Annotated in this window: 8 protein-coding genes; 7 read left to right on the top strand and 1 reads right to left on the bottom strand. The window is 49.2% G+C overall.

Annotation, left to right across the window (positions count from 1 at the left end):
• Window positions 1-41: 41 nt before the first annotated feature.
• Entirely contained in the window at window positions 42-3,509 is a 3,468-nt protein-coding gene (locus VC28_RS10630; protein WP_049630616.1) for a hybrid sensor histidine kinase/response regulator, read from the bottom strand.
• Between the two features lie 412 nt (window positions 3,510-3,921).
• On the opposite strand from VC28_RS10630, the gene urtA reads away from it, so the two are divergent.
• The 7 genes from urtA to VC28_RS10595 all read left to right on the top strand — a co-directional run bounded on the left by urtA (window position 3,922) and on the right by VC28_RS10595 (window position 15,522).
• Complete coding sequence (gene urtA, locus VC28_RS10625) at window positions 3,922-5,172, top strand: urea ABC transporter substrate-binding protein (RefSeq protein WP_197085597.1); 1,251 nt, start codon at window positions 3,922-3,924, stop codon at window positions 5,170-5,172.
• A 209-nt stretch (window positions 5,173-5,381) separates the two neighbouring features.
• Complete coding sequence (gene urtB / locus VC28_RS10620) at window positions 5,382-6,308, top strand: urea ABC transporter permease subunit UrtB (RefSeq protein ID WP_049630615.1); 927 nt, start codon at window positions 5,382-5,384, stop codon at window positions 6,306-6,308.
• A 15-nt stretch (window positions 6,309-6,323) separates the two neighbouring features.
• Window positions 6,324-7,568: an urea ABC transporter permease subunit UrtC gene (urtC, locus tag VC28_RS10615; RefSeq protein ID WP_049630614.1), complete on the top strand. Its 1,245-nt coding sequence runs from the start codon at window positions 6,324-6,326 to the stop codon at window positions 7,566-7,568.
• Window positions 7,561-8,307 carry an urea ABC transporter ATP-binding protein UrtD gene (gene urtD, locus VC28_RS10610; RefSeq protein WP_049630613.1) on the top strand — a complete coding sequence of 249 codons (747 nt, stop codon included), beginning with the start codon at window positions 7,561-7,563 and terminating at the stop codon, window positions 8,305-8,307. Before urtC ends, urtD begins: the two co-directional genes overlap by 8 nt.
• 86 nt (window positions 8,308-8,393) lie before the next feature.
• Window positions 8,394-9,083, top strand: a complete 690-nt coding sequence (gene urtE, locus VC28_RS10605) for an urea ABC transporter ATP-binding subunit UrtE (protein WP_156184317.1) — start codon at window positions 8,394-8,396, stop codon at window positions 9,081-9,083.
• Between the two features lie 365 nt (window positions 9,084-9,448).
• Window positions 9,449-14,143 carry a glycosyl hydrolase gene (locus VC28_RS10600; protein ID WP_082191497.1) on the top strand — a complete coding sequence of 1,565 codons (4,695 nt, stop codon included), beginning with the start codon at window positions 9,449-9,451 and terminating at the stop codon, window positions 14,141-14,143.
• A 218-nt stretch (window positions 14,144-14,361) separates the two neighbouring features.
• Complete coding sequence (locus tag VC28_RS10595) at window positions 14,362-15,522, top strand: helix-turn-helix domain-containing protein (RefSeq protein WP_049630610.1); 1,161 nt, start codon at window positions 14,362-14,364, stop codon at window positions 15,520-15,522.
• Window positions 15,523-15,623 lie beyond the last annotated feature (101 nt).

The following is a 15,623-nucleotide window of genomic DNA, read 5'->3' as shown; positions in this document are numbered from 1 at the left end:
GGTATAAAAATAAAGTTCACTCTAAAAATAAAGTCATGTTGTTATTTATCAAGTACGTTTTCTGCTACGTCGGTGTCGATCAGCGTTAAAATTTTTTCAAACTGGAAGCTGGCTGTTAAGTGTTTAAGTTCCTGCAAAAATAATGGGTGTGCGGCATTGGCTTCTTCCAATTCTCGGATTTTATCTTGCAAGCCTTTTTTGTGCCCGATGGAGGCAAAGTGAGCCAGATCATCCAGGTGGTGTTCATCCGGTAATTCCATTGCAGTAATCAAATGAGCGATGCCCATTAACGACGAGGGTGCATTTATTTCTGGTTCGCTTTTTTCGTAACACCAGACCAAATTTAACAAGCGCCCAATATGATCCAGCAATAAATTGATTCGCACCGGTTTAATAACATAAGCATCGTGCAGTGGTGCGATGTCAGCCGGATGATTCGAGGGTAAATCCTTACCTTCACTCGCGTCGGCAGACACCATAATGATGGGTTCGCGATATCCCGCTTCACGCAATTGTTTTGCCAGTTGCCAGCCATTCATGCCGGGCATGGAAACGTCCAGCATGATTAAATCCGGGCAGTTACCTTGGTCAATTTCCTGTGTGAGGCGGTCAAGTGCTTGCAAGGGGTTGTCGATATCAATAATGTCAAACCCGAGCGGGGATAGCATCGCGCGCATCAATTGGCGGTGAGAGGTTTCATCATCGACCAGCATCAAGCGTTTGACATTGCCTTTGTAACCGTAAATGGTTTGCACGGGCGGTGTAACAGATTCCGTGTGCGGTTTAGTAATGCTGGCGAGCATCAAGCTCGCTTTAAAAGTGCTGCCTTGCCCGACAGTGCTGCTGACAGCAATGTCGCCGCCCATAATTTCACTGAGTAAGCGTGTAATTGTAAGCCCCAGTCCAGTTCCGGTTGCGGTAGAACCTGCGCGGCGCACGCGTTCGAACGGGCGAAAAATCCGTTCGATATTTTCCGGTGCAATGCCTTCGCCGGTATCGGTAATGGTAAATTCCGCCACCTGGCTGCGGTAGCGCAATTTAAAAATGACGCTGCCTTTTTCGGTATATTTAATCGCGTTGGATAACAAATTAATTAAAATCTGGCGCAAACGTTTTTCATCGGTACGCACAAATTCAGGCAAGCGGTCTTTGCATTCATACACAAATTGCAAACCTTTGGCTTCGGCTTGCAAACGGAACATGTGAACCAACTGCTCCATTAATACTGCGATGCGCACTTGATCCTGATGCAAATCCAATCGCCCTGCTTCAATTTTGGAAATATCCAACAAGCCTTCAATTAAATCCGCAAGGTGTTCGCCACTGCGGCGAATCACGCCCAGTGCATCTTTGCGATGTGCGGGCATGCTGGGGTCTTTTTCCAATAATTGCGCATAGCCCAGAACGGCGTTTAAAGGCGAGCGCAATTCATGGCTGATGCCGGTGAGGTAACGGCTCTTGGCTTGGTTGGCCGCTTCTGCTTCTTCTTTTGCGGTTTGCAGTGCGCGGTCGGTGCGCTCATGCGCATCTATTTCTTCCATCAATAACCGTGTTTGTCGTTGTGATTCTTCCTGTGCGACCACGCGGCTTTCATGTGCCAACACAAATAACCAACTCACCACGCCGGTAATAATCACCAGCAGAAAAAATACTTTCCACAATGTTGCTTCCAGCAGTGCAGCGGTTTCCGGTGCATCGATAGGGGTTTGAAAATAAATAAGCGACAGTAAAATTGCCGAGAGGCCATTAATAAATAGCACCAGAACGACAAAATGCCCAACGCGGGAATTGATATTGGCGGTGATGGATTTTGGTAAAAAACCTTTAAAGAAATCGCTGAGCTGGGTGGAATAATTTGCACCGGGTTTGCAGTAGTCCTGACAGCGGGCATCCAGTGAACAGCAAAGCGAACAAATATGACCTGCGTAAGCAGGGCAGTGGGTCATGTCTTCAGTTTCAAATTTATGCTCGCAGATGCAGCAAGAAACTGTTGCATGCGCGCCATCAATCGTTTCAGCGTCTTCCGTGACATTCACAATCGGGCGTGCGAGGTAATAACGCCCACGGGTCACAAAGGCGATTAATGGTGCGCAAACAAGTGCGAGCGCAAGTGCAATAAAATGGGAAAGCGCTTGCGGCACAGCACCTAAAATACCGGTGTGGCAAATAATACCCAGCACCGATGCAATCAGCATGGAGCCAACACCGACCGGATTAATATCGTACAAGTGGGCGCGTTTGAATTCGATATGTTTCGGGCTGAGGCCGAGCGGTTTGTTGATCACCAAATCCGCGACTAAAGAACCCAACCAGGCAACGGCCACTATGCCGTAAAATCCCAGTGTTTGTTCCAGCGCGCGATACACACCGAGTTCCATCAACAATAATGCAATCGCCACATTGAACACTAACCAGACCACACGGCCAGGGTGGCTGTGGGTCAAACGCGAGAAAAAATTGGACCAGGCGATTGAGCCGGCATACGCATTGGTGACATTAATTTTGAGCTGGCTCAAAATCACAAAAATGCCCGCAACAGACAGCGCCACTTCCGGCGAGCTGGCGATATAACTGAATGCCACCATATACATGCGTGTTGGGTCAGCCGCTTCTTCAAGACTGATGCCGTGGTTCAATGTGAGCACCGCAAGAAAAGAACCGGCGAGAATTTTGATAGCGCCAATCACAATCCACCCCGGTCCACCGGCAATTAACGCTGCCCACCAACGCAGGCGCGCGTTAGTGGTGTTTTTCGGTGCAGGTAAAAAGCGCAAAAAATCGACTTGCTCACCAATTTGCGCGATCAATGAAAAAATCACCGCCGATGCCGCGCCGAATAGCAAAACATTAACGCCTGTCGTTGCGGTGGATTGTTCAAGGCTGCCTGAAAATGCTGTCCAACTTTCCACTGCGCTGGCATCGGCGTAAATAATAAAAATAAACGGCAGTAATTGCAGAATGATCCACAGCGGCTGGCTCCACAATTGAAAGCGGCTGATAAAGGTAATGCCGTGTGTGACCAGTGGAATAATCACAATCGAACTAATTAAATAACCCCAGGCGAGCGGAATTCCAAACAGCAAATCCAGCGCCATCGCCATAATGGCTGCTTCTAACGCGAAAAAAATAAATGTGAAGGAGGCGTAAATTAACGAAGTGATGGTGGAGCCGATGTAACCAAAACCGGCACCGCGTGTTAACAGGTCAATATCGACGCCGTATTTTGCAGCGTAATAACTAATCGGGATTGCAGTGAGAAAAATAATCGCGCTCACCGCCATAATTGCCGCGACGGCGTTATTAAAACCGTAATGCAAGGTGATGGCACCGCCAATCGCTTCCAGTGCAAGAAATGAAATTGCACCCAATGCGGTGGTCGCCACGCGCGCAGCCGACCAGCGCCGCGCGCGTTTGGCGGTGAAACGCAACGCATAGTCTTCCAGTGTTTGGTTGGCAACCCACTGGTTGTAATTGCGTCGCACACGAAATATATGCTGCTTGGCCGTCATGCTTTACCCGTTAAACAATCTGTTCATCCGGGAACGTCTCGTTGTGAAAAGTCAGTGAGTGGTAAATGTTATAGCGCTTATGTTGCGCGCTTTATTTGTGTGCATCCCCGCCGTAAACCTTTCCCTCTTGGTGCAATTTTTTTGCTGTGTATCGGTTTATCGCCGTAATGGCGGCCTTTCAATACCAGCACACAATCCTTACTCAATTGCTGTACCAACTTGCCTGCTACTGCCATGCGTCAAATGACGTAGTGGTCTGTGTCATTTATCGAATGGTTTGAAAGTGCTCCCCCGCCTAGATTGTGAAGCGTGAACTGGCGTTCTTGCAGGTAACACGTCGTACCAAAACTGTTTCGTTAAACAAAATTCGCTAATGACTTGTTTGTTAATGACTAGAGGAAACACCATGAACATGACCATGCGCAGCACGTTGCAATTGGGCGAGCCGTTAAAAGCGGCCAGCCGTTGGAAAAAAGGGTTACTCGCACTTGCCGCCTCATTGGCGATTGGCAGTGCGCAGGCAGCCGAAGTTAACACCACCGGTTTGGCGGTGACGGATACCACCGTAAAAGTGGGGATCTTGCACTCGGTGACCGGCACTATGGCCATCAGTGAAACCGGTTCTGTGCAAGCAGAAAAATTAGCGATTGACCAAATCAATGCGATGGGCGGTGTGCTCGGTCGTAAGATTGAATACATTCAGGAAGACGGCGCATCCGACTGGCCAACCTTTGCAGAGAAATCCAAAAAACTATTGGTGAACGATAAAGTTGCCGCAGTGTTCGGTTGCTGGACTTCGGCATCGCGCAAAGCGGTATTGCCGATTTTTGAGCAATACAACGGCATGCTCTACTACCCAACCTTCTATGAAGGTTTGGAACAATCACCCAACGTGATTTACACCGGTCAGGAAGCAACGCAACAAATTATTGCGGGTATTGATTGGGTAACCAAAACCAAAGGTGCCAAGTCTTTCTACTTGCTCGGTTCAGATTACATTTGGCCGCGCACCTCTAACAAAATTGCACGCAAGCACATTGAGAAGTTGGGCTTGAGTGTGGTTGGCGAAGAATATTATCCACTGGGTCACACGCAATTTAACTCGGTGATCAACAAAATCAAATTGAAAAAACCGGATGTGATTTACGCAATTGTCGTAGGTGGTTCTAACGTTGCCTTCTACAAGCAATTAAAAGCGGCCGGTATTGATATGACCAAAGAGAAACCACTGGTGTTGACCATCTCGGTAACCGAAGACGAAATTCTTGGTATCGGCGGTGAGAACATGGTGGGTGCTTACGCGGCGATGAAATATTTCCAAAGCTTGCCGAACGACAACAACAAAAAGTTTGTGGCTGACTTTAAAGCGAAATACGGTCAAGACATCGTGATCGGTGACGTAACCCAAGCTGCTTACCTTGGCCCTTGGTTGTGGAAAGCCGCAGTGGAAAAAGCCGGTTCATTTGATATCGATAAAGTGCGCGCAGCATCACCCGGTATTGAGCTGACTACCGCGCCGGAAGGCTACGTAAAAGTTCACCCGAACCATCACCTCTGGTCAAAAACCCGCATCGGCCACGCACGTAGCGACGGTCAGTATGACGTAGTGTTCGAGACCAAAGACCTGATCGAACCCGATCCATTCCCGAAAGGTTATCAATAAGTTAATCCCCGCTGCGCGAGAATGACGATGTCAAGTTAAATACTCCGTCGTCATTCCCGCTTGCGGGAATCCAGCTCTTCACATTTTTTATGGATCCCCGCTGCGCGAGGATGACGACTCCCTGATTAGAGCGGTTGTGTATGTCTGTTTGTGAATGACAACAAGTAAACGCTTGAAATATTGATTGGCAAACGAGATGAGGTGCGGCTATGTTCGCTGAATACAGTAGCTCGGAATTATTATCGATCTTTGCGATGCAAGGCGTAGCGGGATTGATTTTGTTTTCCGTGTTTGTGCTTATGGCCTTAGGGCTTGCGATTATTTTTGGCCAGATGGGCGTCATCAATATGGCACACGGCGAATTTATGATTCTCGGTGCTTACGTTACCTATTTAACCTCCAATGTTTTCTCCACCTATTTTCCGGATTTTTTCAGCCTTTATTTTATTCTCGCGATGATTCTCGCTTTTATTGCCGCCGCTGCGCTGGGTGCATTGGTGGAGTGGGGCATGATCCGGCATTTATACAATCGCCCGCTCGATACACTGCTGGCCACCTGGGGCTTGAGTTTAATTCTGCAACAACTTTATCGCACTGTATTTGGCGCACGTGAAGTAGGTGTGACCTTGCCGGATTGGTTGATGGGCTCATACCAATTAACTGATTCGATTGAGCTGCCCATTAATGGATTATTTGTGATGTGCCTTGCGTTAGGCATTTCACTCGCGGTGGCCATTTTAATGTACCGCTCGCGCTGGGGAACACAAGTGCGCGCTGTGGTGCAAAACCGTGCGATGGCCGGTGCGGTTGGAATTAATACCGGAAAAGTAGACCGCATTACTTTCGCATTGGGTTGCGGTATTGCCGGTGTAGCGGGCAGTGCATTTACCATGATTGGTTCAACCGGACCAACGTCGGGCCAGTTGTATATTGTGGATACTTTCCTCGTTGTTGTGTTTGGTGGTGCATCCAGTTTGCTTGGCACCATTGCATCGGCATTCAGTATTTCACAAGCACAATCCACCATGGAATTTTTCATGAGCGGTTCTATGTCCAAAGTACTCACCTTGCTGTTTGTGGTGTTGATCCTGATGTTGCGCCCACAAGGTTTGTTTACCTTGAAAGTGCGTCGTTAAGAGGAGCTGGTAATCATGTCGTATTCAAGTCTGGCTTCAATGTTTCCCAAAAAAGACATGCTCGGATTTGTAGTCCTTGCGCTTATTTTGGTAGTGATTCTTCCGCTTACGCTCGATATTTTCCGGCTTAATCTTGTTGGCAAATATTTAACCTACGCATTTGTCGCGGTGGGTTTGGTGTTGTGCTGGGGCTATGGTGGTATTTTAAGTTTGGGGCAGGGCGTATTTTTTGGATTGGGCGGTTATGCCATGGCGATGTTTTTAAAATTGGAAGCCTCCGATCCTGAAAGCACCAAAATACAATCCACACCCGGTATTCCCGATTTTATGGATTGGAACCAGCTCACCGAGTTGCCACTTTTTTGGGAGCCCTTCCATAGTTTTGGTTTTACACTTGCGGCAATTATTTTGCTGCCCTGTATTTTTGGTTACATCATTGGTGTTGCCATGTTCAAGCGGCGTGTGGGCGGTGTTTACTTTGCGATTATCACCCAGGCACTTGCCGCGATCCTCACGATTTTAATTATTGGCCAACAAGGTTATACCGGCGGTGTCAACGGCATGACTGACTTGCGCACCCTTCACGGTTACGATATCCGCACCGACAGCGCCAAATATGTTTTCTATTTTGTCTGTGTGTTCCTGTTGTTCTGCTGCCTTGCTGCTGCGCAATTTATCCGCAAAAGTAAACTCGGCCGTTTGTTAGTGGCTATGCGCGATAAAGAAGACCGTGTGCGCTTTTCAGGTTACGACGTTGCCAACTTTAAAATCTTTGTGTTCTGTATTGGCGGTGTATTCGCGGCGATTGGCGGTGCCATGTTTACCTTGCAAGTGGGTTTTATGTCGCCAACACTGGTGGGCATTGTGCCGTCCATTGAAATGGTAATTTTCTGCGCAGTGGGTGGCCGCTTGTCGATTATCGGTGCGGTCTACGGCGCATTGATTGTGAACTTTGCCAAAACCTCTTTCTCTGAAAGTTTTCCGGAGTTGTGGTTGTTTGCGATGGGCGGATTATTTATCGCGGTGGTGATGGCATTCCCCAATGGTTTGGCGGGTTTGTATAACACCTACGCTGCACCGAAAGTGGATGCACTGTTGGAAAAATTTACGGCAAAGAAAATACCTCCCTCTGCATCGCCACCATCATCAAGCGTTATTGCTAGCAAACCGGTTGTGGCTACCACTGAATTGAAAGCTGAATCAAAAACCGAATCAAAAATTCAGAGCACGGCAATGCCGCAAGGAGCCATCCATGAGTAGCAATACCGACTTTGTGTTGGCCGTGGAAAATCTCACGGTATCCTTCGATGGTTTTAAAGCCGTCAATGATTTGAGTTTTTATGTGGATGAAAATGAAATCCGCGTAATCATCGGGCCTAACGGTGCGGGTAAAACTACGGTATTGGATTTAATTTGCGGCCGCACTAAAGCCACCGAAGGTTCAATTAAATTTCGCAACAAAGAACTTACCAAATTACGTGAGCACGAAATTGTAAAAGCGGGGGTAGGGCGAAAATTCCAAAACCCGTCTATTTATGGCGACCTCACGGTATTTGAAAATTTGGAAATTTCATTCCCGCGCGGACGCTCTGTGTTTGGTGCCTTGGCATTTAAACGCGATGCAGAAGTGATCAGCAAAGTGAATGAAGTGGCCAATATGATTTTTTTGGGCGACCAACTTGACCGGCAAGCAGAATTACTTAGCCACGGGCAAAAGCAGTGGTTGGAAATTGGCATGTTGCTGATGCAAGACCCGGACTTGCTCATGTTGGATGAACCTGTGGCGGGTATGTCAGTGGGCGAGCGCCAGCAAACGGCGGAATTGCTTCGCAGCATTATCAAAGACCGCTCGGTGATTGTGATCGAACACGATATGCAATTTGTCGCGCAGATTGCTGACAAGGTAACGGTGTTGCATCAGGGAAAAATTCTCGCGGAGGGTTCGGTCGATAAAGTCAAAAATGATCCGAAAGTCATTGAAGTCTATTTAGGTCATTAAGTAAAAGAGGTCATTAAGTAAAAAAGGGCATTCATCCAGATAGATGACTGATGCCTATTACCCATAAGCCTGCGGAGAAATTCATTATGTTATCTGTATCCGACTACCGTGTAAGTTACGGCCAGAGTGAAGTGCTGCACGGGCTCAACTTTGAAGTGAAACCGCGCGAAATCGTCGCGGTCATGGGGCGTAACGGCATGGGCAAAACCACGCTGATGAAATCGCTGATGGGCGTTATCCCGAGTTCGGGCGGCAGCGTGAAACTGGAGGGAAAAGAAGTCAGCCAATTAAAAAGCCATCAGCGTGTCGCGAATGGTTTCGGTTTTGTGCCGCAAGGGCGGATGATCTTTTCCAGTATGACGGTGAAAGAAAATATCGAAACCGGTTTGACCACGACCAAAAGGCGCAGTGTGCCCAAAGAACTTTACGACATGTTTCCGGTGCTGTTGGAAATGCGCAACCGTCGTGGCGGGAATTTATCGGGCGGGCAACAGCAACAGCTCGCTATCGCCCGCGCGCTGGCAAGTGATCCCAAAATGTTATTTCTGGATGAGCCGACGGAAGGTATCCAACCCTCGATCATCCGCGAAATGGGGCGCACCCTGAAAACCATCCGTGACCAACGCGGTTTGTCGATTGTGGTGTCCGAGCAAGTGCTCAGTTTTGCGCTGGATATCGCCGACCGCATTCTGGTAATTGAAAAAGGGCAAATCGTGCACGAGGAATTGCGCGCGACTGTCGATGAGGCCAAGGTTGCGTCTTATTTATCCGTTTAAATTTTTTTATAGATTTGCATCGCTCAATAAAATTGTGTGCGCAAGAAAATACAGGTTTCATAACGGGTAGGTGTTTCTAATCGCTATTTCCAGTCACTAATAGAACGCCCACTTTTGAAAAAATATCTGCTACTTCAGCTTCAGCCAGCTTTCGCTAAGTCTCGGGCGATTGCTGGCTTTTTTCATGGTTTGCCATTAGGAAAAATGGCACGCGTCACAGGGAGTGTATCCGTTTCCGATGAGACTCTTGCCCGAGGTCTCAACAGGCTCTATTCCACCGCTGGGACGACACTTGCCTTGCACTTTGATTAGATGAAGTAACCGCATTTGCGGCACTCACAATAATCAATAACGAGGTAAACAAGATGCAATCTTATAGACGATTGATCGGTAGTGTTTTGCCCGGCATAGTCTTACCCGGCTTGTTAACGGTGTCGTTCTCCGTGCAAGCGGGCGAGGTCGCGGCCGGTGCTGGTAGTTACACCACTGAAAAACCCGCCCATCGCTGGGCACCCTCAACTGCCGAAGGTTATGACCAAACGGTACCGGAAGGTCAGCCCTGGGGTATTTATGTGCCGCGTCAGGAAATCGGCCCCAAGGTGTCTGCGCGTTTCCAGAATTCCGGTAAGCCCACTCCAACGCATGAGTTTTGGTCATCGGTGATTTGGCCGCATGCGGTAAAAAATTTAATCCGCAATGAAAACGGCGGTGTGATTGAAACCAATGTGGATGCCGTGCCTTATTCACATTGGATGAGCAACTCGCCTTACACGCTCAAGTTCACCAATACCGGTATCAACCTGACCTATGCGCAAATTCCGCTGTTGGTGCCCTACCGCTATGAAGACCCAACGTCGGACAAGCGGGTATTGCCCTCCACCAGCAACCCGAAATTTACTGCCTATACCTATCCAGCGCGGATCGACCCACGCCTTGACCCGCTGGGCGGCACCGAGCTGAATATCCGTTTTGACGGTTTGGATGCCGACGAAACCCTGCTGGATAACTACAGCGACTTCGCCGCCACCGTACTGCTGAAGAACCCCGGTAGCGGCGAGAACACCAACAACGCCCGTGTCACTATGGTGAACGGCTCGCCCTATATTCATTTCCAAAAATCCGGTTTGGGTACGGTGAGCTTCACCTACTTCAACGGTATGCGCATCATCCACGAGTCCAACGGTGTGCTCGCCCTGTATTTGGGTGATGTGCGTTCGGGCTATGCGATTTTTGCCCCACCGGGCACCCAGTTCAGCTACAACCTGGCGAATCTGGATCTGAAAGAATTGGCCAGCAATGGCAAGATCACCATGACCATTCCGGCCAGCCACCAGTATTTCAGTGTGGCCGTTCTGCCCAATGAAATTAACGATATTTTCAAAGCACCCATCAGCTACACCGAGCAGGGTTTTGCGATTGCCGCCGGTACGGCCGTTAGCGATCTACCCACCCATATTACCGGCACTCGCCAACCGCTGGTGGTATCGCGTTTGGTGGGTGATTTCTTTCGCGAGGATGAACCCGGTGACGGTGTAGGCGTGGAGGAGCTGGACGCGCTGATCGCTGACTATCGCCGTCATGCGTTCGCACTGCCCATTGGCACCCGCTTTGACTACAGCTATAACGAAGCCACCTCGGAAGTGGAATCCACCTACACAGTGAGCACTTATCAGGTGGGGACTGAACAGTACGCCGACCCTGACGCCATCAACCAGACCATGATGGGGTTGTATCGCCACCAGTACATCAATACCAGCGGTTTGGATTTTGCCTACACCTATTCAACCCCGCGCGGCGAGATGAAGGTCATCAAAGGCAATAGTTTCACCACGCGCATCCACCACCCCGGCTTGCTGCCCAACCTGCCGAACAAACTGGAAGGTGCCGAGCTAACCCGCTTGATGACGCTGTTGGATCAGGACAAAAATGGCCAATTCGGTGCCGATGGTCTGACCCGCAATGACGTGTTGGATACTTACAACAACGGTAAAGAACTCAACTGGATGTTGCAGCTGTTGCACATTGCCGAACAGACCAACCGCGCCGATGTTGCCGCGACATTGATGGGGCGTATCAAAGCCCATTTGGAAGACTGGTTGAGCGCCGATGATTGGCAACAGGATCTGGCGTACACCAATAGCCAGTGCAACCCTATGGCAGAGCCGATGCGCAGCAATTGCTATCGCGACCTGCGTCTTGCCAACGAGAAAAAATACTTCTACTACAACGAACAGTGGAACTCACTGACAGGCTATCCCGCCAGTTTCGGATCGGACACTGAACTGAACGACCATCACTTCCACGCGGGCTATTTGATTTCGGCCGCCGCTGCCGTTGCGCGCTATGACCACAGCTGGGCACAGCAGTGGAAGCCCATGGTTGACCTGCTGATTAAAGATTCTGCCAACTGGGACCGCAACGATACCCGCTTCCAATACCTGCGCTATTTCGACATCTACAACGGCTATTCGCTGGCCAACGGCCATTTGAATATGGATGCCGGCGGCAATCAGGAGTCCTCCTCTGAAAGTATCAACTTCGCCCAAGCTGTTGCACTCTGGGGTTCAGAGACAGGCGATACCGCGATCCGCGACCTGGGGATTTTCCTGTACGCCAGCGAAATCCAGGCTATCCAACAATATTGGTTCGACGTGGATAACCAGGTGTTCCCGCGCAACGTGTTCTGGGATAACGGCAGCCAATTCGTGCAGAAAGATTTCGACCGCGCGTCGGTCGGTTTGGTCTGGCATAGCAAAGCGGACTACGGCACCTGGTTCTCTGCTGCGCCGCGCATGATTGCGGGTATTAACTTTCTGCCGATCACCGGTGCATCGCTGCACTTGGGGCATATGGATCGCAAGTTGGCCAATGGCAGTAGCATTCCATCGCTGCAACTGATTGTGAACCGCTTGGACGAAGACACGAATTTCTTCGCTACCCAGTTATGGCATCGTGATTTGCCTGCCGAGTACACCCAGTACGATTTCCGTCGTAAAACCAAATTCTGGGATGACTTGATGTGGCAAGCCGAAGCTCTGGTAAATCCTCAGGCGGCGGTACAAAAATTCAACGCGGCGGGTAACTACAAGACCGAGTTTGATCCATCGCTCGCGCCTATGTACCCCAACGATGAAGTGCGCAGTGAAGCGGGTGCGAGCAAAACCCACACCTATCACTGGATTTTCAACCTGCGTCAGTTAGGCCGCCCGGTGAAAAACATCAGTGCTAATACAGCGCACTATGCCGTGTTTGATAAAAACGGCACGCGCACTTATGTTGCCTACAACCCAACGGCAACGCCTAAAACCGTCACCTTCAGCGATGGTGTGAGTATCAGTGTCGCCCCGTTCAGTATGAGTGGCGACGATGTGGTTGCACCGGCGGTCACTAATCTCACTGTGGGGCAGGTGACCACGACATCGGCAACCGCCAGTTGGAGTGCATTGTCAGGTGAATGGACAGGGGCAAGTTATCGTGTGGTGGTAAGCGATAGCAGTAATGCCACTGTGTTTGATCAGGTGGTCACCGGAACCTCTGCCGCCATCAGTGGTTTGATGCATAACACCGATTACACCCTGCGTGTGATCTCATTGTTCGATGGATTGAGTGGCCGCGCTGCATTCAGCAGCTTCACCACTGAGCTGGATCTTAGCCAGGTGCCACGCGTAGAAAATCTGGTGGCCAGCAACCTCACCCATCAAAGTGCGAAGATCAGTTGGAGCGCTATTCCATCGGTGTACCTGAACGCGGATTACGCCATCGAATTGCGTACACAAGGTGTGTTGATACAAACAATTCCATCGACCGGTGGCACCACCGAGCGTACTTTGACAGGCTTGAGTGCAGCGACCAACTACACCGTAAGTCTGGTAGCGCGCAGTAATGGTGTGATGTCGCCCGCAGCGACAGTGAGCTTTGTGACTGCAGAAACACCACCAACCTGTGACCCTACTATGCCTTACTGTGTTGAGACCACAAGCTGCAATGCGGTGCGCATCACGCTGAATCGCAATGCGGTGTGGGCCGATATTTTGTTGACCTCGCCACTGCAGTCCGGTGGGTATCGCATGCCCAAAGCAGCGGATGGCAAGTCTTACTTTGATGTGACAGGCTTGAACAACGGCAGCCAAGTCAATTTCCGGTTCACTTACTTCGATACCGTGGGGCATGACCTCGGGCCATATCAATACACACACAGCACTGCGAACTGCGGTACATCATCCAGTGTGCCCAGCTCGTCGAGTTCATCGGTACCGAGTACGTCATCCAGTGTGCCCAGTACGTCTTCAAGCGTACCAAGCACATCATCATCGAGTGCACCCAGCAGTTCATCTGTCGCCAATCAAATAGGCGTGGTGCGGGTAGTGCCAACCGCAAACGGCGGTATGCAATTCAGTATCCGTTTGAATGAACGCAAACAGCAGGTGCATTTGTTCGCGCGCCGTAACGGCATTCAGGATTATGTGGTGAATGATGTGCAGGCACTGCCGGGTGGTGAAATCAATAACGGCGATGGGACTTATACCTATCAGGTGGTTCGCGCCAGTGGTTATGCCGGTTGGGATACTGTTGAGGCTCGCTTCTACACCTTTACGCCCAGCACTGGCCAAACTTTCTATCCCGGTCCTGGCGAGAACAGTTGGAAAACCATGACCTATTGGGTTGGCTCGTCTTCTTCGTCAAGCCAGCCAAGCTCGTCGGCACCATCCAGCATGTCCAGCTCGTCGCGCTCATCTTCCAGCAGTTCATCATCCGCGACAGCGAATGGTTACTCGGCCGACGCGGTTATGCCCAATGGTGCGAATGTGGCGTATACCACCACAGCCCAATACAGTAATGGCGGTGTGAAAATTACCTTCACTACCCAGGAAAACCTGAATTGGGCATGGGTGTTTACCCCCGGCTGGAACAACATGACGCGTGTGCAAGGCAATAGCTTTGAGGTGACTATCCCCAATGTGGCACCGGGTACTACTATCAGCTATTACTTCACCGTCAGTACTGCATCGCGTGGGGAAGCCAACAATAACAACCAGCCGCACAGCTGGGTTGTGCAATAAAGAATAAGTTTTTGTGTAATTGTCACCGGCGCTACTGCGCCGGTTTTTTTTAGTGATGGATTAAGCTGCTATCAGTGCAGCCTATTCAACGTCAGTCAAAGTAAGAATCTTAAATTTTCTTTTGGTTGTTGGCATTCAACCCATGGGCTATGCTGGTTTCAGGTGAGTTCATAAAGGATGATGCGATATAAAAATAACCAAATACAGGTGTGCTTCAGGTGGATAAATTAGTTTTAAGTTTTAATGATGTTCCTCTTATTCTGGTTATATTCCAGTCCTTATTGTTCTCAGTTCTGTTATTAACGGTCAATCTGGGAAAACGCCAGGCCAATTTTTTCCTCGCGATATTTCTCCTCGCCATAGGTCTTGATGCATTTGATACTTTGATCTACTGGAGCCCCAGTATCAAAGTGGCCTACCTTGATGGTGCAGTCCATATTTTTTACTGGCTGAAATTTAGCGTGTATCTCGCTGCGCCTATGTTATTTTTTTATGTGAAGTCGATGATTGATCCCGACTTCAAACCGCGCTGGCGCGATGCAGTGCATTTATTACCGCTGCTCGCATTTCCATTATTTATTGTCGCGCTCTATACCGGCCTGACGGCAGAAGAACGGGTGCTGGGCATTACCCAATTTGGATTGTTATTTAATGAGCCTGCATTTCAATTGCATTTATGGGCAAGACATTTGTTGTATGTGGGCTATGGCATCGCGTGTTTTTATTTACTTTTCCAATACAAAAACCGTTTGAAGCAACACTATTCCAACATTGAAAACATCGATCTTTTTTGGCTACAAATGTTGATTGGTGGCTTTTTGATGATTTGGGTGTGGGTGTTTATTGCCTACTTGCTGACATTGATCAATTCATCCCAATGGCTGGGTAACCTGATTGGAATTTCGGGCAATGTGTTTAGCTTTGTATTTGTTAATGCACTGGTACTTTACAGTATGGCTCACGCCAACATTGGCTATCGGCAAGTGTTGCCAGAAGTAGAAGAAAAGTCCGACACGCCTGAGCCTGAAAAATATGATCCGCTGATTATGACCAGACTCAATCAGTTGATGAAAGATAAAGAGCTTTATCTCGACCCTGAATTCACTCTGGAGCAATTGGCAGAGATCAGTGAAATTCCTGTGCGCAAAATTTCGGCTGCCATCAACCGCGATGCGGGGCAAAACTTTTTTGATTACATCAATTTATATCGCGTCCAAAAAGCAGCCAGCATATTGGCAAACCGCAATAATAAAATGTCGATGTTGGATGTAATGGCCGACGCTGGGTTTAACAGCAAGTCCACTTTTTATCGCGCGTTCAAGAAGTTTATGAATATGACGCCGACCGATTACGTCGATCAAATTAACCGCAAAAGCTGATTGTCTATACGTCAAATAGCGTAGTAGCGCGCGCTATTTGTCGTATGGTGATTCCCCCCTCCTGCGCCTGATACTGCCCCTGTTCCGGGATACTTTTCCCT

Source organism: Cellvibrio sp. pealriver (genome assembly GCF_001183545.1).
Classification (GTDB): Bacteria; Pseudomonadota; Gammaproteobacteria; order Pseudomonadales; family Cellvibrionaceae; genus Cellvibrio.
Note: the sequence above shows the minus strand (reverse complement) of the source record. Positions and strands in the feature narration are given on the sequence as shown.

Coding starts and splice junctions, on each gene's coding strand:
- VC28_RS10630 (WP_049630616.1), bottom strand. CDS start 3,509: ATGACGGCCAAGCAGCATATATTTCGTGTGCGACGCAATTACAACCAG.
- urtA (WP_197085597.1), top strand. CDS start 3,922: ATGACCATGCGCAGCACGTTGCAATTGGGCGAGCCGTTAAAAGCGGCC.
- urtB (WP_049630615.1), top strand. CDS start 5,382: ATGTTCGCTGAATACAGTAGCTCGGAATTATTATCGATCTTTGCGATG.
- urtC (WP_049630614.1), top strand. CDS start 6,324: ATGTCGTATTCAAGTCTGGCTTCAATGTTTCCCAAAAAAGACATGCTC.
- urtD (WP_049630613.1), top strand. CDS start 7,561: ATGAGTAGCAATACCGACTTTGTGTTGGCCGTGGAAAATCTCACGGTA.
- urtE (WP_156184317.1), top strand. CDS start 8,394: ATGTTATCTGTATCCGACTACCGTGTAAGTTACGGCCAGAGTGAAGTG.
- VC28_RS10600 (WP_082191497.1), top strand. CDS start 9,449: ATGCAATCTTATAGACGATTGATCGGTAGTGTTTTGCCCGGCATAGTC.